At 58.6% G+C, this 19597-nt stretch carries 14 protein-coding genes and 1 pseudogene; 10 read left to right on the forward strand and 5 right to left on the reverse strand.

Features of this window, described 5'->3' with window-relative positions; all coding sequences use genetic code 11:
- Positions 1-30 precede the first annotated feature (30 nt).
- Together G369_RS36875 and G369_RS38005 are read right to left on the reverse strand one after the other, a co-directional pair.
- Positions 31-1177: pseudogene (locus G369_RS36875) on the reverse strand (IS3 family transposase).
- 215 nt (positions 1178-1392) lie between these two features.
- Positions 1393-2091 (reverse strand): Shedu anti-phage system protein SduA domain-containing protein, encoded by a 699-nt coding sequence (locus G369_RS38005; RefSeq protein ID WP_157773876.1) that lies wholly within the window; start codon positions 2089-2091, stop codon positions 1393-1395.
- Between the two features lie 89 nt (positions 2092-2180).
- Here G369_RS38005 and G369_RS0134770 point away from each other — a divergent pair, with 89 nt between their 5' ends.
- From G369_RS0134770 to G369_RS0134780, 3 genes are all read left to right on the forward strand, one after another.
- Complete coding sequence (locus G369_RS0134770) at positions 2181-3137, forward strand: PIN domain-containing protein (protein ID WP_019658687.1); 957 nt, start codon at positions 2181-2183, stop codon at positions 3135-3137.
- Entirely contained in the window at positions 3134-5536 is a 2403-nt protein-coding gene (locus tag G369_RS0134775) for a hypothetical protein (RefSeq protein ID WP_019658688.1), read from the forward strand. Before G369_RS0134770 ends, G369_RS0134775 begins: the two co-directional genes overlap by 4 nt.
- Before the next feature lie 74 nt (positions 5537-5610).
- Positions 5611-7164, forward strand: a complete 1554-nt coding sequence (locus G369_RS0134780; RefSeq protein ID WP_019658689.1) for a DUF6883 domain-containing protein — start codon at positions 5611-5613, stop codon at positions 7162-7164.
- On the opposite strand, the gene G369_RS38955 is transcribed toward G369_RS0134780, so the two are convergent.
- The 3 genes from G369_RS38955 to G369_RS37395 all read right to left on the reverse strand — a co-directional run bounded on the left by G369_RS38955 (position 7161) and on the right by G369_RS37395 (position 10091).
- The gene (locus G369_RS38955; protein ID WP_157773877.1) at positions 7161-7355 is read right to left on the reverse strand and encodes a hypothetical protein; all 195 of its coding nucleotides are present in this window, start codon (positions 7353-7355) and stop codon (positions 7161-7163) included. The two genes, G369_RS0134780 and G369_RS38955, sit on opposite strands and share 4 nt — an antisense overlap.
- Before the next feature lie 675 nt (positions 7356-8030).
- Complete coding sequence (locus G369_RS37295) at positions 8031-8804, reverse strand: winged helix-turn-helix transcriptional regulator (RefSeq protein WP_157773878.1); 774 nt, start codon at positions 8802-8804, stop codon at positions 8031-8033.
- Between the two features lie 270 nt (positions 8805-9074).
- Positions 9075-10091 (reverse strand): aldose 1-epimerase family protein, encoded by a 1017-nt coding sequence (locus tag G369_RS37395; protein ID WP_157773879.1) that lies wholly within the window; start codon positions 10089-10091, stop codon positions 9075-9077.
- A 473-nt stretch (positions 10092-10564) separates the two neighbouring features.
- On the opposite strand from G369_RS37395, the gene G369_RS0134795 reads away from it, so the two are divergent.
- From G369_RS0134795 to G369_RS0134825, 7 genes are all read left to right on the forward strand, one after another.
- Positions 10565-11302 (forward strand): response regulator, encoded by a 738-nt coding sequence (locus G369_RS0134795; RefSeq protein ID WP_019658692.1) that lies wholly within the window; start codon positions 10565-10567, stop codon positions 11300-11302.
- Positions 11303-11314: 12 nt separating this feature from the next.
- Positions 11315-13843 carry a hybrid sensor histidine kinase/response regulator gene (locus tag G369_RS36890; protein ID WP_019658693.1) on the forward strand — a complete coding sequence of 843 codons (2529 nt, stop codon included), beginning with the start codon at positions 11315-11317 and terminating at the stop codon, positions 13841-13843.
- A 170-nt stretch (positions 13844-14013) separates the two neighbouring features.
- Entirely contained in the window at positions 14014-15606 is a 1593-nt protein-coding gene (locus tag G369_RS0134805) for a sugar ABC transporter ATP-binding protein (RefSeq protein WP_019658694.1), read from the forward strand.
- A gap of 133 nt (positions 15607-15739) precedes the next feature.
- Positions 15740-16651, forward strand: a complete 912-nt coding sequence (locus tag G369_RS0134810) for an ABC transporter permease subunit (RefSeq protein WP_019658695.1) — start codon at positions 15740-15742, stop codon at positions 16649-16651.
- Between the two features lie 117 nt (positions 16652-16768).
- Positions 16769-17704, forward strand: coding sequence for an ABC transporter substrate-binding protein (locus tag G369_RS0134815; RefSeq protein ID WP_019658696.1), 936 nt, complete (start codon positions 16769-16771; stop codon positions 17702-17704).
- Positions 17686-18675 (forward strand): substrate-binding domain-containing protein, encoded by a 990-nt coding sequence (locus G369_RS38010; RefSeq protein ID WP_080647993.1) that lies wholly within the window; start codon positions 17686-17688, stop codon positions 18673-18675. Before G369_RS0134815 ends, G369_RS38010 begins: the two co-directional genes overlap by 19 nt.
- Before the next feature lie 536 nt (positions 18676-19211).
- Positions 19212-19597, forward strand: a 386-nt coding sequence (locus G369_RS0134825) for a tripartite tricarboxylate transporter substrate-binding protein (protein ID WP_019657686.1), incomplete at its 3' end; no start/stop codon positions are given.

Genomic DNA, 19597 nt, shown 5'->3' on the forward strand with positions numbered 1-19597 from the left:
TGGGCTGCTGCCGGTCTCATAGACACCGACCTAAGCTTTTTGAGCTTTCTCGAACTCTACCGGACTGACGTAGCCGAGCGTCGAATGACGGCGCGTCGGGTTGTAGAACCGCTCGATGTAGTCGAACACGTCGGCGCGGGCCTGTTCTCTGCACCGGTAAACCTTTCTGGCTGTGCGCTCAGTCTTCAGTGAACTGAAGAAGCTCTCCAGGGCCGAGTTGTCCCAGACCTCGCCCGCGCGGCTCATGCTGCAGGTGATGCCTTGCTCCTTGAGCAGCTCCTGGAAGCGCTCGCTGGTGTATTGGCTTCCTTGGTCGGAGTGATGCAGCAACGCGACCGGCTTGCCCCGGCGCCACACTGCCATCATCAGCGCATCGGCCACGAGCTGCGAGGTCATGCTGTCCTGCATCGACCAGCCGACGATGCGACGTGAGTACAGGTCGAGCACCGCAGCGGCATACAGCCAGCCCTCGGCCGTCCAGATGTACGTGAAGTCGGCCACCCACTTCTGGTTGGGCGCATCAGCCTGGAACTGACGGTCCAACACGTTGTCGGCGATAGCGCCGCGCTGACCTCGGTCTTGCGGAAAGCCTCGGCGTCGTGGCCTCGCACGCAGGGCTTGTTCACGCATGAGCCGTTCAACGCGATGCAGTCCGCATCTTTGACCCAGTGCCAGCACGTCATGCCACACGCGCCGGGCGCCATAGGTGCGGTCGCTGCCCAGGAAGCTCTGACGCACCTGGCTGCCGAGCACCTCGTCTTCCAGACTGCGTTGGCTTCGGGGCCTGCTGAGCCACGCATGAAAGCCGCTTCGCGAGACACCGAGCGCCTCACACATCATTGCCAACGGCCACGCCCTCGGTGTTTCGCAACGAAGCCGAACTTCACATCGACTCCTTGGCGAAGTGGGCCGCCGCTTTTTTCAACAGGTCACGCTCCATGCGCAGCTTGGCGTTCTCCTTCCTCAAACGCTCCAGCTCAGCCTGTTCGGGCTTCATCACGCCCTGACCAGGGAACGCTTGCTGCGGGTCCGCCGTCGCCTCACGTACCCATTTGCGCAGCACGTTCTCGTGCACATCGAGGTCGCGCGCAGCCTGCGCCACCGACACGCCTCGTTCCTTCACCAGCTTGACTGCCTCAAGCTTGAACTCTCGGCTGAATTGCCTTCTCGTTCCCATGACCCACCTCCAGTTTCATTTCACACCTTAACAAGGTGTCTTTGAAACCGGCAGCAGCCCACACATCGTGGAGCCGATAGAAGGCCGGCAACTCTGCGGATGCAACGACCCTGAGGGGGGGCTTCTGAAATAGCATGACCGAATTCGTTGTTGGGACGGCTAAGCATCCGTCTCACGCGATCTCACGCATACCCACGCCAGCGCATGCGGGCGTACTAGGGCGAGCGCTTCGCGCCTGAGAACGCCTGCTCCTCTGAAGTCCAAGATGAACTGGTGCTCCGCAGAAGTGCATCGTAGGTTCGTATCTGGATGCGCCCGCCAGCCATCTTGTTCCATGCAGACTTCAGTTCCTGCAGCTGCTCGTCCTCCATCTCTGCATCCCTTCCGACAACTAGAAACCCGATCGGCTCGCGAAAACTTGGAAGTCCGAAGTGGTCTCTGATGTAGGCTTGTTGTGCACTGCAATACTCAATGTACTGAAGGAGCTGGCACACCCCTTCGTTTACGACACTGCTCAAGGAGATGGTTCGACCTTCTGCGCCGCTGCGCTTGAATATTTTGTCTTGTGGGCCCTTGAGTTCGGCAACGCACCAGAAAAAACCGTCCGAACTCTTGCCTCCAAACACGTAGTCCGGTTTCAGTCCCCTGCGCTTGCGACTCGCGCCGGGGTCAATAAGCTTTTGTGGCAACACCCACATGCCGTGATGGCCAAAGTTCGTGAAATTGAGGCACTGTCCCAGTAGCGCGGGATTCGACCGAATGAACTGGTCAGCCTCAGTTTCACCTGCTCCATTCCTGAGCAGGTTGCCAAAGGCCTCACTTACTGCATTCGCCACCTGGCCGGGTCGCACGAAGTATTCCTGCGGAGGCCAATCACTGGGGTAAGGAAGATCGCCTGCCTTGTAGATTCGCATGCGACATTCTCCAACAGCGCCTGTGCCATCACAATACGGCAATGACCTGCCGCTCTCGGTGAACTCTGTATAACACTGACCAACGCGCCATGCCAATTCCATCGCACGTCCTTGTCGACACCAACGCGCTTTGGGAGATTGGGCACCCTGATTTTCAGAAGATCATCCAGCTCTCTCGTGAGGGGAAATTCAAGTTGGTGGTGCCGCACATCGTCTGGGAGGAGCGTCGTACTCAGATCCTAGAGGATGAGCAAAAGGCGGTGCGAGCGCTGCAGGCGGCGTACGACAAAGTACATCGCCGAAATCCAGCATCAATGTTCGGCCAGCTGATCCTTCCGCCGTTGGCGCTGTGGAGCTTGGAGCAGATGACCGAGGCCTCAAAGGCGCACATGGTCGAGCTCTCCCGAGCCAACAACTTCGAAGTCGTTCCCCTTGACCCGAGCCACGCAGCGCGCGCCTGGGAGCGCTACTTCGATGTCAACATTCCGTTCAAGAGAGAACAGATTCGCGAAAATCGCCGGAAAGACATTCCCGACTCCTGGATCTTCGAGGCCGCGATCGATCTGTACCGCCAGCAGGATGGCTTGGTAGCTCTATGCGGGGATGAGAAGCTCCAACATTGCTTCGAATCAATTGGCATCTCCGTGTTCAAGAAGCCAGCTGACCTCGTACGACTTCTAGAAGTCGAAGGCAACGATGATCTGCCGTCTAGCGCGCTACCGGGCACCGGCCAGCCGACAGCCGCGAGGAAGGACGACTCGGCGCTGGCAGAGCTGCTGGAGTCGGCGCAATCCGCATCATTGAGTGCGGACAGAACAGTACTGGGGATCGTGGGATACCTCACAACCGTTCCAAAGGGAGAGTTGGAATCCATGATGGAGACCCTGGGTATGGGGGCGCCGATCGTTCGGAACGCTGCGGAGCGTCTGGTTCTCAGCGGCCTGATTCAAGATACTCGGCATGCCTACATCCCCAAGAACCGGCAAGCTTGCGACCTCGCCGCTCGAGAGGTAGAGCCGCTGATGATTAAGCTGGTGACGTCATGACCGCGATGAACAACGATCTGCGCAATAAGGCGCTCGCGCGCCTTGCCGCTTCTCGAACCAGCGAGGCGCAGACTGCGCTGCGTGACGTTTTCAATCAGGCGTGCACTGAACTAAACGAGCAGTCTCAATTCGACAAGCTGGCGTCGGCGCTGGAGGTCTTGCAGACAATCGCGCACCGCTTCCCTGAGGACGCTGTAACTGCATTGGCGACCTTCCTGAAGGATGCGGAGACTCGTTCTCTGACGTATGCCGAAGGCTATGAGGTTGTGGCGAACGACGAGTTTTTCGGAGAGGTCTACGGTGCCCCTTCCTTGATGGTGAAGGCTATTGAGGCAATGTCGACGCTTCGCTATTTGGTGACCGCCTCGGTACTTGGCGTGCTGCATCCCCTCAGTGCGCACCATCTGGACAAGATTCGAAAGGCCGCAATCGAGCATCTAGAGCATGCGGCCGCCTACAACATTTCCGTCTTCTTCGGGACGAAGGAGGTGCCCGGGATTGGAGCGTATCCGCAACAGCAGATTCTCACATTCGTGGAGCAACTCAAGATTGAGGAGGTGAAGACTTGTTGGGCAGGAACGCTTGTTCTGATCGAGAAGCTTTTATCCGAAGAGGTGCGGGGAACTGAATGGTCTTACAACCAGGTCGTCATCTCCCACATCGCCATTCCCGCCTCTGACCAAGTCGCCGAAGTGCGCCAACGCGCAATCGCCTGGGTGATTGGAATCTATCCGAGGCTTGATGCCGTTCGTCATCGGTCAAGGCTCCTGAACGTTCTGCACGGTGCGATCAGAAATCCACGTGGCGCGGGCGAAGCCTCGGTCGCAATGATCTCCAAGGACGCGTTGACCGTCGTTCAGTTTTTCCGATCGCTGGCCGCCACTGAGCTGCCCCAGCTAGTGGAAAAAATCGAGCATCATTCGTACTGGATATTCTTCCACTCGCCCGCGGAGGAGGTTCGCGCCGCCGCGCTTGACGTTAAGACTGCAGCAGACGGCAACTCCGAATACCAGATATTCAAGGTGCTCATCGGATTTGAAGGAATCTTTGGCGAATGGACGCGAGAGCGAAATAGCGAGGGAAACTGGGATCGGAAGGACAAGCTTCGCAAAGCTCTTTCCACGAGCTTTATCGAAAGCATTGCCCCTGAGAATGAATCGGTGTGGCTTGACCGCATCCTTCGCTACTCGCAGATCGAGTCGGACGACATGGCCACCTTTCCTGTCTACATCGACTTCCTTGAGCGATTGGCTGCGCAGCGGGGCGACTTCGCACTTCGCTTGATCCAGGATCATGGAGCTGAGGTCGATGGTTTCCTCGTGCCTCTGTTGCGCGGGCTCGCAACTACTGACGGCGGTAGAGAAATTGCGTGGAGAATCATCGACGGCTGGCTGCTGGAATCGAAGTATTTGCTCCAGATCGCGTACTCGCTCGACGATTCGGCAATATTCAGCCCAGAACTGCTGGCCCGCGTGCTTGACAAGGCGATAGAGGCAAAACAGATCCGCGCGATCGTGGCGTGCATGTCATCCGCAGTCTCTAATTTCTCGGTGGATCACTCCCGCGAGCCGATTCGACTGTTTGCCTTAGGGCTCACTGCGCTGACGGCTCTTAAGAGTTCTGCATGGATATTCGAGCTGTGGTTCCGCCCGAAGATCAAGGAGTTCCTGGGTGCGCTCGACGCGACTCTCGTAGACTCCGTCCTTGAAAATCTAGAAAATCTTGAAGAGATTGACTATCACGCCGAGGAAGTCCTCTACATCCTGGCGCAGGCACATGCCGGACGCGTTCTGAAATTCTTTGTTGACCGGCTGAAGGCCGCACCCGCACTTGAGTCCTCGAAGTTTGAAGCCGTTCCGTTCGAGTTGCACAAGGTCAACGAGGCGCTTGCGCAGCATCCGCGAGACTGTGTCGCAGCAGTCAGGCCGCTCTACGATGGTGACTACGCCGCGTTCCTTTACGGGGGCGGCCGCTTGCTGAAGAACATTTTCCCCGCACTTCCTCCGGAGTTCGCGCAAGAACTTGGGCTGCTAATGGAAGCCGGGAGCAAAGCAGACATTGAGGTTGTACTGGCAGTCCTGCGAAACTACGATGGCAAGAGCGCCGTAGCGCCTCTGTGCCTCAAGATCGTCGACCTACTACCCGAAGGCGATGAGCTTCTGGAAGAAATTGAGGTCGTCCTGGAGTCCACTGGCGTAGTGACCGGGGAGTTCGGGTTTGCCGAGGCAATGGAAGAGAAGCGTCAAGAGGCCTCGGCATGGTTGAACTCCGGCTCGGACAAGACAAGGAAGTTCGCGGAGACCTATATTGCCGCTCTGGAGCGAAGGATCGTTGCCGAACGAGCGAGGGCAACGGAGAGTATCGTGCTTCGCAAAGCCCAGTATGGCGAGTACGACTAGCGCCCTGTGAAGGGTTTGGTTTCCGCAGGCGGTCGGTTTGTCACTGACGCTGCCCTTACTCCGATAATCGTGGGATGTCCAGTAAGGATCCCCCCGCCGGCCCGTTTGCATTCTTCTTCACGTCTCTTGGCCGCGACGACGCTCGTGAAGAGTTGACGCTCGACGAGGCCTTTCTGGATGCACTGAAAGCGGCTGATCCAGAGCACAAGTCCTCGATGCGGATCTATCGCGGCGGGCTGCTGCTTGCGAGTGGAGCCCGAAAGATTGAAGCGATCTCAGTCGAGAAGCGCTCCAGTTCGGCCCGCCAGACCGCAATCCGCGGAGCTCAGTCATACACCCTCGCGACCGACGACATCCTGTACGGCTTTCGCCTCGGCGACTTCGCCGAAACGGCGCTGGAACGCTGGAACACCTTCGACAAGGCTACTCTCTGGGACTATCTGGCGAACCGCGCCACTGACGTCACAGTCGTGTCGGAGCTGAGCCCCGAAGTCGTGAAAGCCATGGATGTTCGCCTACGACGTTACGGGCGCTACTTCGGTGTGTTCTCGCCCGACTTGGGCAACCCGTTGCATCGTGAACTGCTCCTTGATTCGCTTTACAAGAACGCCTTCATTCGCGATGGCACAGTGTTCGGAAGCTGTGACGACAGTGGCGAGTTCCACTTCTCGTTCTATGGCGTGGAGAAGTTCTCCGGCAAGGAAGTCGTACCGCTCAAAGTTGATGAGTTCGAAAAGAATGCGCCGGCTTTCAACTCCGGCGTCCCGTTGAGCCCGCGGGGGCTCATTACGCTGCAACAGTTGCAGCGGCTCAACAAGCTGGACGTCCACCAGCGTGTTATGCAGGAGGTTAGCTACACACCAACGGCGGCAAAGCTGCCTTTCGATTGGGACCTCTCCCAACTGCCCGATTCTCCAGATGAGATTTCAGTCCAGGCCGGCAAGCTCACCAAGTATTTGCTGGACGCCGAAGGCAAAGCACCCAGTAAGGCGAAATTTTTCAAAGATGTTCTACAGATCGGTCCTGACGATTGGAAGTACTTGCACGCGCAGCTGCTCGATGGACTTGCCGCACTCAAGCTGGAGAACGTTCGCATCGAGGATGAATACGGCATTCGCTTCGACGCGCGGTTCCCATTGACCGGTACCAATGGGGCCACTGCGACCATCCTGACCGCTTGGATGGTGCGACGCGGCGAGCGTGCTGCCCTAACCACTGCTTATCCCCTGAAGAAGGATCCTGACTTGGAAGAGACCGCCCAGCGACCGTTGGTGGTGCTTGGGCTACCGCCTGGACAGGAGAGATGGGCAGCAATCCACGCACTAGCCAAGGATCACGCGAGCGCAGCAATGAAGGAATGCGTCCCCAAACCGATGGTCGTTGGCGGGGAGGTCATTATGGAAGGGACTATCGGGACGGCGTACGTCGTGGTTCAAGACGGCCGCTCAGGGTTCGCACGCTGGGCCCGGGACAACGGTATCGGAAGCAGACACCACCCCCGTGGCATCGCGATCGAGGCCGAGCGTGTAGGGCAATCCTCCAGATCAGCGACTGCCTATGCGAACGCCTACGCCAAGGTGCTTCGCCGCAACGAGATTGAGTGCACGGTCGAAACGTACCTGGACTAGCCGAGTTCCTGCCCGGTCCGTAGCCGTTCGGCGACCACATCAAGCAGTCGCGCCGCCGCATCTGCACGGATCGCGTGAGGCGAGTGCGGTCGGCCAACAGCGATTGCACTCAGCTCCTTGGGGCTGACGAAGCCAAAGCTTGATTGTGGGCTCTTCGCCGCCAACTGCACGGCTTCGCGCTTCAGGCTCATGCGCGTGGCCTCGCACTGATTGCAGATGTGTGGAGTACCTTCCCAGATGCCTCTGTTGGCTGTCGACTGATCGCAAAGACGACTTTGCCCTGCTCGGCCACGTAGGCCGTCTCATGCTTACCGCGGCCACAGACCGGACACGTCCAAGCCCCATCCAATGAATCCCACCATTTGCCATGCGTCTCCTCTGAACGAAGTATGGCGAGATAGTTGTCCGGCAGCGGGCGGCCAAGCTTCTGTACCCCTAGCCGCCAGCGCGCGAGATTCGGCGCTGTAACCTTCGTGTTCATCCCAAGCGCTTTGAGCAATGGTTCGATCGAGATCCAGCGCTTCAGCGAGGGGTCGAATCCCCGATGAGAGTATCCAAACACTGGGATAGGGTCCAAGTCTCTCGCATGCGGTTCGTACCAGTGTGCGTCCGTTGCTGCCCCATGTGCGACCGCGCGAATCAGCTTCATCCGAAGCTCGTAGGACGGACGCGCAGCGTTCCACGTAGCGTCCGCAGCATCTCGATCCACAGCTGTTGATTTCCATGCAATCCTGACCCGCGATTTCCATCGAATATTGACCCACCCTCTTTGCGAACCAGCCGGCTCACGGTGTGGATAAGTTTTTGGTTTTCTTTTTTGGTTGGACTGCCTGAACGGGTTGCGCCGAGCTGTGTTTGAAGCGGAACTATGAGACTAGCTTGATCTTTCGTTGAGCCTTGAAAAAGAAGCGATAGCCAAAGCCTCGTATCGACATTAGAGTCACGTCCCCACAGGAAACCTCCATCAACAACTTTCGAAGATGGGCGATATGAACGTCGATAGTTCTGCCTGGGTTTGACGAGTACGTTTTGCCCCAGACTACTCTAAAGAGTTCCTCGCGAGAATGCGCGCGGTTGGCGTGCTGAAACAGGTAAAGGGCAAGCTGAAATTGCTTTGGCGGCAATCTGATGCGCTTTCCGTCGACACTAAGGGAGCGGCTCATCGTGTCAAAGCAATAGCGTCCGAAGACAAAGCTGCTCTGCCCACCGTCACCTTGTGAGGCCAGAGCGCGGAAGACACGCGCTACCAATTCGCAATCTTCACAAGGCATCAACACGAAGTCGTTGAGAGCCTGCTCACCAATGCCTCTATTCTGAAGCAATTGCTCCGGCTTCACGATCAACAACAACGCGGCGAACTCCCCGATCAAGCTACGCAGGAATCTGCTTCCAGAAAAAATTGCATCCGAATAACCATCCAGCGCGACCAACAGCAAGTCGAATTCTTCGCCCTTGGACAAGGCCTGCGCAAGGTCCTTTAGATGCAGAAACTCCACAAGTACGTGCCCCATAGGACGCAATGCGTCAGCTACAAAGTGGCGATCCGGGTCCGACGGCAGTAACACTGCGATGCGTCGCTCTACCCTACTCCAAGCCATACTGCCGGCTGGAGCTGACATTAACGTTGTGTCGTTGGACATCTTCCATTGAGCGTGGCCGGATACTAGCGATTCGATGCCCCGCATTTACTGCGAATAGAACTTGATCTCCCCTCTTTCCCCTTACCCATCGCGTTTCCCAAGGCAATCTAGAACAATCGGCTCTAAGGCACACCGCCTTGACATGCGACCCCACTCGTGACGGAAAAACCTTTGAAACTATTCGCGCATTCCGCAGCTGCCAGAGAGCGGAGAGAAGATGCACAGAAATCACACATCGTCAAGCAGCCGAAGAATCAGTTGCGATGTTTGTTAGTTTGCTGGCTTGATTGTTTCCAGGTTAACTGAGACTTCGCGGCCCGCGCGGATTTTCTCAATAGCTTCCGTATGGCGGGATACCTCCGCTGCCGTTCGCAAAATGGCAAAGTCAAGACTGAACTTGCGTCGCTCACCCGGTTGAAGCGTTGGCACTCGGCCAGCTGCCCGCTCCACGCTACGGTTGGCAGGGTATCCCGTCGCCGGTTCCAGACCGGTAACGTACGCATCCTCGCTGGCGCCCGTGTTCTTCCACAAATTCAAGTAGGGCAACTCATCGACTGAATAAGACATGGCAACTGCCTTGTTGCCCGCGCGATTGCGCAGCATCGCCGTGGTTCTTTGAGCGTTGTCCGCCCAAAGACGAACGCCGTAGACCTGCTCACCGAATCCGGCGACCGGTCCACGATAGACTTGATACTCATCAATACCCTTTGCAGCCACAGCATCGATTGGACGCACCTCCCTGACCGGTGCCACGAATTGCGCCCCCTCCTCGAGCAAGGGCGCCCCGTAGTTTCCGTGGTAGATGATCTGGAACTCCTGCGGCAGCGAGCCTGCGTTGCGGATCTCATCCGTGATGGTGAAGATATTGCTACCCACCACCGTCGATATCTCTGTCCACAATTCGAGAGAGGCTCCAAACATGCTGCGCTCGTCGACACGCCCCCGTACGCGCAATGTAGTTATGGCCTTCTCTCGCTCGATAACCACTTGCACTTCCGAAGCCGGGATGTTTCCTATGCGGCCGTGCAGCGTCAGCATCCGGCCCTTGTCCATACCAGGGTGGCCTGCCCATTCAATGCCAGCCCTCACCATCCATTCGTTGAACCCGTCGAGCCAACCCAAGCCACCACGCGTTTCCAGATTGATGTAGGCTGGATTGACACTCTCCAGTACGGGAGATTTCCATCCGAGTACCACGTCATTGAGCGATGCCTGGCCGATACTCATGCCACGAGTAGGAATCACAGAGAACTTGAGCGCGCCACTAGTGACCTCGATCAAGTCCACGCCCTCTTGTTTCCCGCCGTGCAACGTTCTCTTTCGGATTGACCAGCTCGTAGAGCCTGGTCCACTTCGACCGTTCATGGACCATGCATCAACATGTCGATTCTCACTAACACTAGTAAGAACATAGCGGTCGGTTCCGGCAGAAGCTGCCAATGCGATACAGGATAGGAATAGGCCCGTGACGGCCTGGAGAAGCTTTTGCATGATGATTTTGTCTCCGTTCAATTGCAGTTTCCGGCCAACTTGGGCGCGCCGGCACCAGCTATGGTCAAGGAAGACAGTTGCATCGCCGTAAATGGGCATGCCCCCGGATGCAACACATGAAATATGCGACCGAACGCTGCATAATTTCAATTGTTAATGGCTTCACGCTACCGGGTTAACCGTGCATTCATCGTGCGTCGCTCTACTTCCACCAAAGAGCAGGGAGGCGCGATGCGATCGATCGACTGCTGCATTGGAGTAGGTTGCTCATGAACATCGTCGCGAAGCACGAGATCCTGATCGTCGATGACGACGAGGCCCTTTGCGAGGTCCTCTCCGATGTCCTGGAGGCCGCGGGCTTCGCTGTGCAGGCTGTTCCTGACGGCAGCACGATGTTCTCAGCGCTCGCCCGAGGGGCGTTCTCGCTGGTGCTGATCGATCTGCGCCTGCGGCACGAAGACGGCATGGAACTCGCACGGGCCCTGCGCCAGCGTTCACGGATTCCCATCATCATGCTCACGGGTAAGGGCAACGAGATGGATCGCGTGCTCGGCCTAGAAACGGCCGCGGACGACTTCGTGATGAAGCCCTTCGACAACCGAGAGCTGATCGCACGGATCAGGGCGTTGCTGCGCCGTGCGTCCGAAGTCGGCATGGCGCGTGCTACCCGCGTCGATCCCGTGGGACACGAGCGCTACCGATTCGGCGACTGGGTTCTCAACCTGACGACCCGCAAGCTCATGCGTGCCAGCGGCGAGGAATGCGTGCTGACCTACGGGGAGTTCGCCCTACTCGAAGTCCTGATCTCGGCGCCGAACTGCGTCTTTTCCCGGGAGCAGCTGATCATGCGAACGCATCGCAGCGATGCCGACGCGATCGACCGGACGATCGACGTGCTGGTGCTGCGCCTGCGCCGGAAGATCGAGGTCAATCCTTCGCAGCCCCGGATCATCCAGACCGAGCGCGGATCCGGCTACCGTTTTTCAGCGGACTTGGTCCGCTGTTAACGCGACCCTCTCATGTTCTGGCCGAACAGCATCCGCAGGCGCTGGATGCTCACATTCGCGGTGCTGGTGGTGACCACCTTCGTGCTCGCGGCAGTGGGCATGCTCGCGCTGATCAATACACGTGCGGCGGTCCAGGGCTTCGACGAGGAGATTCTGCCGAGCGTGGCCAAGTCGCTCGCCCTGGCCGAGCGGGTCGCGCATCTCGCAGCCTCGGCTCCCTACGTCACCGAGGCCACCATCCCGTCCAAGCTGACGCAGGAGCGCGCCGAATTGCAGTTGCGCCAAAATGAGGTCGAGCAGCTCGCGAAGGAACTACCACTGGCCAGGGAATCGACTTCCGGCATGCCCCAGCTCCTGGCATCGCTGAAGGACTCGATCGCCGCGCTGATCGAGACCAAGCGACAGGATCTGTTTCATCGCGAAGATGCCCGGGCCCAGCTCTATGCACTGGGTCAGCTGCAGCGCGACGCCGAGGCGAACGAGCTGTCGATGGCCAGACGGCAGCGAATCGACGTTCTGGTCCTGACCCTGCAGGCGGCGCTGTCCGCCGCCAACGAGGAGGACCTGGAATCGCTGCGGCAGAACTATGCGCAGCGCGAGCGCGCGGCCGGCGGCGACCTGCCGACCTCGATCGCGTCCCATGCGCAAAGTATCTTTCTTCTCCGCGCCAGGCAGCTGGAGAGCGAGGACCGCAAGGTCTTCCTGCTTGCCTCGATCCGCTTCCTTTCGGACGAATTGACCGCCGCCGTCAATCGCCACGTCTCCACCATCAGCGCGGACGTCGCCTCCCGCAGGGATCTCGTGGGCGTCGCCGCGCGCTCTGGTCTCACGGCGGTCGCCGCCACGTTCCTGGTGGCCTGCATCGCGCTGGCTATCGGCTTCCTCACGTTGCGTGGGGCGCTTCAGGGGCTCGGCAAGGTGACTTCGTCGATGACCTCGCTAGCGGAAGGCAGCGACCGCAGCGAACCGTTGGAGTCAGGGCGCGGCAGGGAAATCGACGCGCTGATCGACGCGTTCGAAGTCTTCAGGGCCAACAGTCTCGAGATGCGGCGCATGGCCCAGGACATCGCCGAGAAGAAGACGCTGCTGCAAACCGTTTTCGACAACATCAACGACGGACTCAGCGTCTTCGACGCCGAGGGCAGGCTGGTCACCTGGAACCCTCAGTACGTGGCGCTGCTGCGCCTGCCGCAGGAAGCCGTGCGCGAGGGAGTGCCGATATCCGAGTTGCAGAAGAAAATGCCACCCCTGGCGCAGGAGGCTCCCGATCTCTCCGGCTTCGAGGCGTTGAACTGGCCGCGCCAGCTGCACGCCCTAGACGTCGACCTGCAATTCCAGGATGGGCGCGTGCTGTCGATCCGCAGCCAACCCATGCCAGACGGAGGCTTCGTCACGCTCTACAACGACACGAGCGAGCGCCGAGCACTCGAACTGCAGGTACGCCAGACGCAGAAGATGGATGTCCTCGGCCAACTGACCGGAGGCGTCGCGCACGACTTCAACAATCTGCTCGCTGCGATAATCAGCAACCTGCAGCTGCTGCAAGGCCAGCCCGACCTACCCGAAGCCGCGCAACGGTTTGCGCGTCGCGCGCTGCAGGCATCGGAGAGGGGTGCCTCCCTCACCATGCGGCTTCTGGCCTTCGCGCGAAGGCAGCCGCTGCAGCGGGAGAGCCTGGAAGTCGATCGTATCCTGGAAGACCTGCGCGAGTTGCTCGAACATTCCGTGGGGCATGGCGTCAGCGTAAAGCTGGACCTGCAGGCGGGCGGCACCCATGTTTTCGTCGACGGTGGGCAGTTGGAGAACGCTATCCTCAACCTTGCCCTGAACGGCGCCGCAGCGATGCCGAGGGGCGGCGTATTGGAGATCCGCACGCGCCTGCCCGTGCAGCAAAATGCCGTTGATCGCGTCGAGATCACCGTTTCGGATACGGGGCACGGCATGCCCCAGCACGTACTCGAACGGATCTTCGAACCCTTCTTCTCGACAAGGAAGAGCGAGGGCAGCGGGTTGGGGCTGAGCATCATCTACGGCTTCATCAGGCAATCGGGTGGAGACATCCAGGCACAGAGCGTGGCGGACGTGGGCACGTCTTTCCATATCACCTTGCCCGTCGCTACGGCGCAGCCAACGCGCGCCGACAAACCTCTAGGCACGGTGCGTCCCCTGGATGGCCTGTTGACGTTGCTGGTCGACGACGATGTCGATGTGCGCGAATCCACACGTGACCTGCTTGAAATGCAAGGTGCAGAGGTGGTCGCCGTCGAGACCGCCGCGACGGCCCTGATGCTGCTGCGCGAGGAACGTTTCGACGTCCTCCTGTCCGACGTGGGGCTTGGCACCGACGAGGACGGACTGAGCCTCATGCGCGAAGTCGAGCGCCTCTGTCCGAACCTGCCGATATTGCTTATGTCGGGCCTTCCGTCGGATTTGCTCGCGCGCAGATACGGCGTCCCTCCGGCCACCCGCGTGCTAAGAAAGCCATTCATGGATTGGGAACTCACGGAAGCAGTTCGCTCGGTGCTTTCTGTCCGCGGTTGAGCACGCATCTCTGGTGGGCCGCCAGTATTTCAATTATTTCGAACCCCCGCACGCAGGTTCACCCGCGATTAACCACCCGGTCTTTAAATCTCTCCATAGCTGTCACGCAGCTGCAGTGATCTTGAGCTCGCTGCGAAGTACAAGGCATCAAGAAGCACGGAGACGAGATTATGTCGACCAGGGAGAGTCCGCCGCTTCTGCGGCTTGAGAACATATCGAAGAGCTTTTCGGGCACGCGAGCGTTGCAAAACGTGAGTCTCGACATCCGCCGGGGACAGGTTCTGGCGCTGATGGGAGAGAACGGCGCCGGCAAGTCGACTCTGATCAAGACCATCACCGGTGCCCACGCCGCCGACGCGGGCGGGTGCTTCGAAATGGATGGCGAGGCCGTGACGATCACTTCACCGGAGCATGCGCGGGCGCTGGGTATTGCTGTGATCTATCAGGAGCTCAGCCTTGCGCCAAATCTCAGCGTCGCGGAAAACATCTTTCTGGGGCGCCCCCTGCGTCGAAGCGGCCAAGTGGATCGTGGCGCCATGGTGCGTAACAGCGCCCGATTGCTGCAGCGTCTGGGTGCGGACTTCACGGCCGATGTGGTCGTCGGTACCCTGTCGATCGCACAGCGCCAGCTGGTCGAGATCGCGCGCGCCCTCCAGTTCGAGGCGCGGGTTCTCATCATGGACGAGCCGACCACGCCGCTGTCGGAGCATGAAACAGCACGCCTGTTCGAGCTGGTGCGCCAGCTTCGATCCGACGGCATGGGGATCCTGTACATCTCACATCGCATGGCCGAGATTTACGAACTGGCCGATCAAGTGGCTGTGCTGCGGGACGGTTGCTTTGTCGGCTCCCTGGAGCGCCACGAAATCTCGCACGAAGTCTTGGTCCGGATGATGGTGGGCCGCGATGCATCGACGCTTTACCGCCGTCAGACTCACCCGAGGGAAAATGGGCCGGTAGTGCTGTCGGTACGCGACGTCGCTGATGGCCGCCGCGTTCGCGGCTGCTCCCTGCAGGCGCATGCCGGAGAAGTGCTTGGCATCGCGGGGCTGGTCGGGTCAGGGCGTACGGAACTCGCCAGGCTGATCTTTGGTGCCGAGCGCAGGTTGCGCGGACAGGTGTTGATCGAAGGGCGCCAGCTCGCCGGACTATCACCCGAGGAGGCGCTATCCGCTGGGCTTGCCTATCTCACCGAGGACCGCAAAGGTCAAGGACTGTTCCTGGACGCGGGGATTCCAGACAACATCAACGTGATTGCGTCTCGCTGGGATGCGTGCGGCCCGGGGATTTTGAATCGAGGCAACGCGCGTTCGCGTGCGGCTGACGCAATGAAGGGGCTGGATATTCGCGCCGTCGATCCCGGCGTTGTGGTCGGCCGTCTCTCTGGCGGGAACCAGCAAAAGGTATTGCTGGCTCGTCTGCTAGCCCTTTCTCCTCGCGCGTTGATCCTGGACGAGCCGACACGAGGCGTGGACATCGGCGCCAAGGCGGAGATCTATCGCGCGATCGATGGCATCGCGGCCCGGGGAGCAGCAGTGATCGTGATCTCAAGCGATCTTCCAGAGCTTACGGGTATCGCCGACCGGATCCTCGTGATGCGGGACGGCCTTATTGCCGGCACGGTAAAGAACACCCGCCAGCATCCAAACGCGGCGCTAGAAGGCGTTGACGTCGTTCAGGAGGCTGTAATCGCGATCGCGACGGCGGCGCATCCGCCGGCCCCACACCCGCACGCCGGCGAGGCTACTGCCGTTGCAGCCTGAATTCCACGCTATCCCTCTTCACGACTTTCGATCCTCTACAGGCCTCAACATGTCACTTCAACCTCAGGCCATTGCCATCCCCATTACCACATCCCGTAGCAAGCGCTGGCGGCAACACCTTCGTAGTCTCGGAATGCTTCCGGTTCTGCTGGCCCTTTGTCTCTTGTTCGGCATGGGGTCCGATGCATTCGTCAGTCCGCAGAATGCGTCTATCGTGGCGCAACAGGCCGCGATCAATATCGTGCTCGCAACCGGCATGACTTTCGTCATCCTGACGGGCGGCATAGACCTCGGCGTGGGATCGGTTCTTGCAGCCTCTGCGGTAGTGGCAATGCTGGTATCACTCTCGCAGGATTTGGCCATGCTCAGCATTCCTGTTGCGCTCTTGTGTGGACTGGTCTTCGGCCTTCTGAATGGCGTTTTGATCGCGTTCTGGAAGCTGCCGCCTTTCATCGTGACATTGGGATCACTAACAGCTGTGCGAGGCTTGGCGCGCCTGCTCGCCGGCGACCAGACCGTGATGAATACAGTCTTGCCCTATGCATTCATCGGTAATGGTGCGGTTTTCGGCGTTTCGTGGCTGGTGATTATCGCGGTGGCCGTCATCGCCATTGCTTGGTTTGTGCTTCATCGGACTGTCCTCGGGATGAACATCTACGCGATCGGTGGAAACGCCGAGGCTGCGCGCCTCTCGGGCATCCGTGTCGGCATGGTGCTAGTTGCGGTCTATGGCATCTCAGGTTTTTTGTCAGGCTTGGGTGGAGTCATGTCTTCCGCGCGCCTCTATTCGGCGAACGGGCTTCAGTTGGGACAGTCTTACGAACTGGATGCCATCGCAGCCGTGATTCTGGGCGGGACCAGCTTTGTCGGCGGTACGGGTTCAATCCTTGGCACGCTGATCGGGTGCTTGATCATCGCTGTGCTCTCCAACGGATTGATCCTGATGGGGTTGTCCGACATCTGGCAGTACATCGTCAAAGGGCTGGTCATCATCGGCGCAGTCGCGCTGGACCGCTATCGACAGACAGGCAATGCGCGCACTTGATACACGCAAGACGTCGGCACTCACAGTAAGAATCTGTCCCTATACCTCTGCGGCTTGGTTTTCCTGGCGCCATGCCGCGCGCTTTCTCGTAGCCAGAAAAATTGGAGACAACCTGACATGACTCGATTTACTAAAGCGGCAGTTGCCTTGGCGATCGCCTGTGTGTTCGGCGCATCCGCACACGCAAAAGACCTTGTGGGTGTGGGCGTCACACTCGGCTCCCTGGGAAATCCTTTTTTTGTCGCGATCTCCAAGGGAGCCGAAGCCAAGGTGCGGCAGATCAACCCCAAGGCGCGTTTCACAGCAGTTTCCGCAGACTATGACTTGAACAAGCAGGTATCCCAGATCGATAGCTTCATCTCTGCCGGCATGAACCTGATCCTCATCAATGCGGTGGATCCGAAGGCAATCGCCCCGGCTATTGCACGTGCGCGCGCCGCGGGGGTGACCGTAGTTGCAGTCGATGCAGGCGCCGATGGTGCCGATGCCGTCGTAAGCACAGACAATGTGCGAGCGGGCGAACTGGCGTGCGACTTCATCGTGAAAGCCCTCAATGGCAAGGGAAGCGTCATCATCCAGAACGGTCCACCCGTCACAGCTGTGACAGATCGCGTTAAAGGATGCAAGAATGTCTTTGCCAAGGCAAAGGAAATCAATGTGCTTTCCGACGATCAGGATGCAAAAGCTTCTAGAGAAGGCGGGCTGAACGTGATGCAGACACATTTGACCAAGTTTTCAAAGATCGATGCAGTTTTTGCAATCAATGATCCCCAGGCGGTTGGCAGCGACTTGGCTGCCAAGCAGCTCGGTCGTAAGGGCATTGTGATCACCAGCGTGGATGGCGCACCGGATATCGAGCAGGCTCTGCGCGGAGATACGCTTGTACAGGCCTCTGCAAGCCAGGATCCTTGGGGAATGGCACAGAAGGCCGTGGAAGTTGGTGCCGAGTTAGTTGATGGCAAGAAGCCCAGCCAACCTACCGTACTTCTCGAGCCGAAACTAGTCACACGCGACAACGTCAAGGACTACAAGGGATGGGGCAGCCAGCGCTAGGCGTAAAGTCGAAAGAGGGGCGCTTCTTGCGTTTTTGCGCAAGCTGCGCCATTTGCTTTGTATTGGCTCTCCAGGCTTGTGCAGCCCTGGCTGACACCACTCGCCAAGGCCCCGATCGGGGGCCGCGTATTGGACTTATCGTCAGCGATCTACGCAACCCCTTCTTTATGCAGATCGCGCGCTCGGTGGAGTCAGCGATTCAAACTGGTCCATACAAGAACGCAAGGTTGACAGTGGTCTCGAGCGGCTTCGACCCTACGCGTCAAGCGGAGCAGCTAGAGCATATGGTGCAGCAGCGTATGAGTCTTGTGATCATCTCACCGATCGATTCGAACTTGATAGGAGACCGGATCGCAGACGCCCAGACAGCTGGCATAAAAGTTGTAGCGGTGGATGCAGCGGCTCAAGGTGCAGACCTGACCATCATGACCGATAACAACGCTGCGGGACGGCTTGCGTGCGGAAGACTTGCGGAGGTTCTCGGCGGACGAGGTGAAGTGGCAATCATTCATGGACCACGTAATACAGCTGTGGTTGATCGCGTTCAAGGATGTCGCTCAGCATTGGGAGCATTTCCTAGGATTCACCTCGTTTCGGAAGCGCTTAACGGCGGGGCCAGCAAGGACGGAGGGCTTGAGCAAATGACAAAGCTGCTTGCGAGTTTTCCTCGACTGATGGGAATCTTCGCCATTAACGATCCGACTGCAATTGGCGCTGAGGTAGCTAGTCGATCCGCTGGGCGAAAGATGATTATCACGGCAGTAGATGGCTCGCCAGAAGTAGCTCGCCGACTGCAAGATGGGCGCACGCTTATTTCTGCGACCGCCACACAATCACCCACCCGTATAGGAAAAGAGGCGCTTTGGCGTGGTATGGAAATGCTACACGGGCGCAAACCGAACGAGCCGGTAGTGCTGCTTCAGCCAATGCTATTGACGCGAGAAAATGCTAAGACGTATTCCGCTTGGTAGGCATTGTAACGAAAAATCGAGAAACTACTTCAAGGCCTTTCAAAGCCGTCTGGACCTGTCATCCGCGCCACGCTTTGGCGGCCTTTCAATCCATCAAGTCAGACTTAACCTGAATTCGCTCGAGAAATCTCGTCAAAGGGACAAGCTTACGGCCGATCAAACAAAGGAAGTCGCTCCGCATAGCTTCTTTCGCAGTTCGGCAGTTTCCAACTCAGCACATTTAAACTTGAAGGATTTTGCAACCATTGCTCATGCACTCGACTGCCATCAGATTAGTTTGATCTTATCTGTGCTGCTTCGAGATCAACACCAACCCTGCGGGCTAACCGTTAAACCTTCAACTAATGCGCGTGGACCTCAGCTGCTTGCGCTTCAGAACTCAAGCTATTGGATATTTTCTGGTCACTGGCATCCATTTGCATGCTGATATGTAAAGTGCGAAATTTGGCACAGGCCCAAGAGTAACTCAATACGCGCAGCCCATCAATCGGCGCCTAAGATCGCTACGTTTTTATTTCCCCCTTTTCGGAGACGACATGAAGAAACTGTTCGCCCTCGCGGCGATTGCCGCCGCGGCCGTCGGTGCACACGCCCAGGATTTCCCCGCGGGCAAGACCGTGACGCTGGTGGTGCCATTCGCCGCCGGCGGCCCCACCGACCGTGTCGCTCGCGACCTGGCCGAAGCCATGCAGAAGACGCTGGGCACCACCATCGTGGTGGACAACACCGCCGGCGCGGGCAGTTCCATCGGCACCGCCAAGGTGGCACGTGCCAATCCCGACGGCTACACGCTGCTGCTGAACCACATCGGCATGTCGACGATGCCGGCGCTCTATCGCAAGCTGCCCTTCAACGTCGAGACCGACTTCGAATACCTGGGCATGGTCAACGAAGTGCCGATGACGCTGATCGGCAAGCCCGG

This window comes from Variovorax atrisoli 110B (genome assembly GCF_000382045.1).
In the GTDB taxonomy this organism is placed as follows: Bacteria; Pseudomonadota; Gammaproteobacteria; order Burkholderiales; family Burkholderiaceae_C; genus Variovorax; species Variovorax atrisoli.

Coding starts and splice junctions, on each gene's coding strand:
- G369_RS0134780 (WP_019658689.1), top strand. CDS start 5,611: ATGTCCAGTAAGGATCCCCCCGCCGGCCCGTTTGCATTCTTCTTCACG.
- G369_RS38010 (WP_080647993.1), top strand. CDS start 17,686: ATGGGGCAGCCAGCGCTAGGCGTAAAGTCGAAAGAGGGGCGCTTCTTG.
- G369_RS36890 (WP_019658693.1), top strand. CDS start 11,315: ATGTTCTGGCCGAACAGCATCCGCAGGCGCTGGATGCTCACATTCGCG.
- G369_RS0134810 (WP_019658695.1), top strand. CDS start 15,740: ATGCTTCCGGTTCTGCTGGCCCTTTGTCTCTTGTTCGGCATGGGGTCC.
- G369_RS0134775 (WP_019658688.1), top strand. CDS start 3,134: ATGACCGCGATGAACAACGATCTGCGCAATAAGGCGCTCGCGCGCCTT.
- G369_RS0134805 (WP_019658694.1), top strand. CDS start 14,014: ATGTCGACCAGGGAGAGTCCGCCGCTTCTGCGGCTTGAGAACATATCG.
- G369_RS37295 (WP_157773878.1), bottom strand. CDS start 8,804: ATGTCCAACGACACAACGTTAATGTCAGCTCCAGCCGGCAGTATGGCT.
- G369_RS38005 (WP_157773876.1), bottom strand. CDS start 2,091: ATGCGAATCTACAAGGCAGGCGATCTTCCTTACCCCAGTGATTGGCCT.
- G369_RS38955 (WP_157773877.1), bottom strand. CDS start 7,355: ATGAGCCTGAAGCGCGAAGCCGTGCAGTTGGCGGCGAAGAGCCCACAA.
- G369_RS0134815 (WP_019658696.1), top strand. CDS start 16,769: ATGACTCGATTTACTAAAGCGGCAGTTGCCTTGGCGATCGCCTGTGTG.
- G369_RS0134795 (WP_019658692.1), top strand. CDS start 10,565: ATGAACATCGTCGCGAAGCACGAGATCCTGATCGTCGATGACGACGAG.
- G369_RS0134770 (WP_019658687.1), top strand. CDS start 2,181: ATGCCAATTCCATCGCACGTCCTTGTCGACACCAACGCGCTTTGGGAG.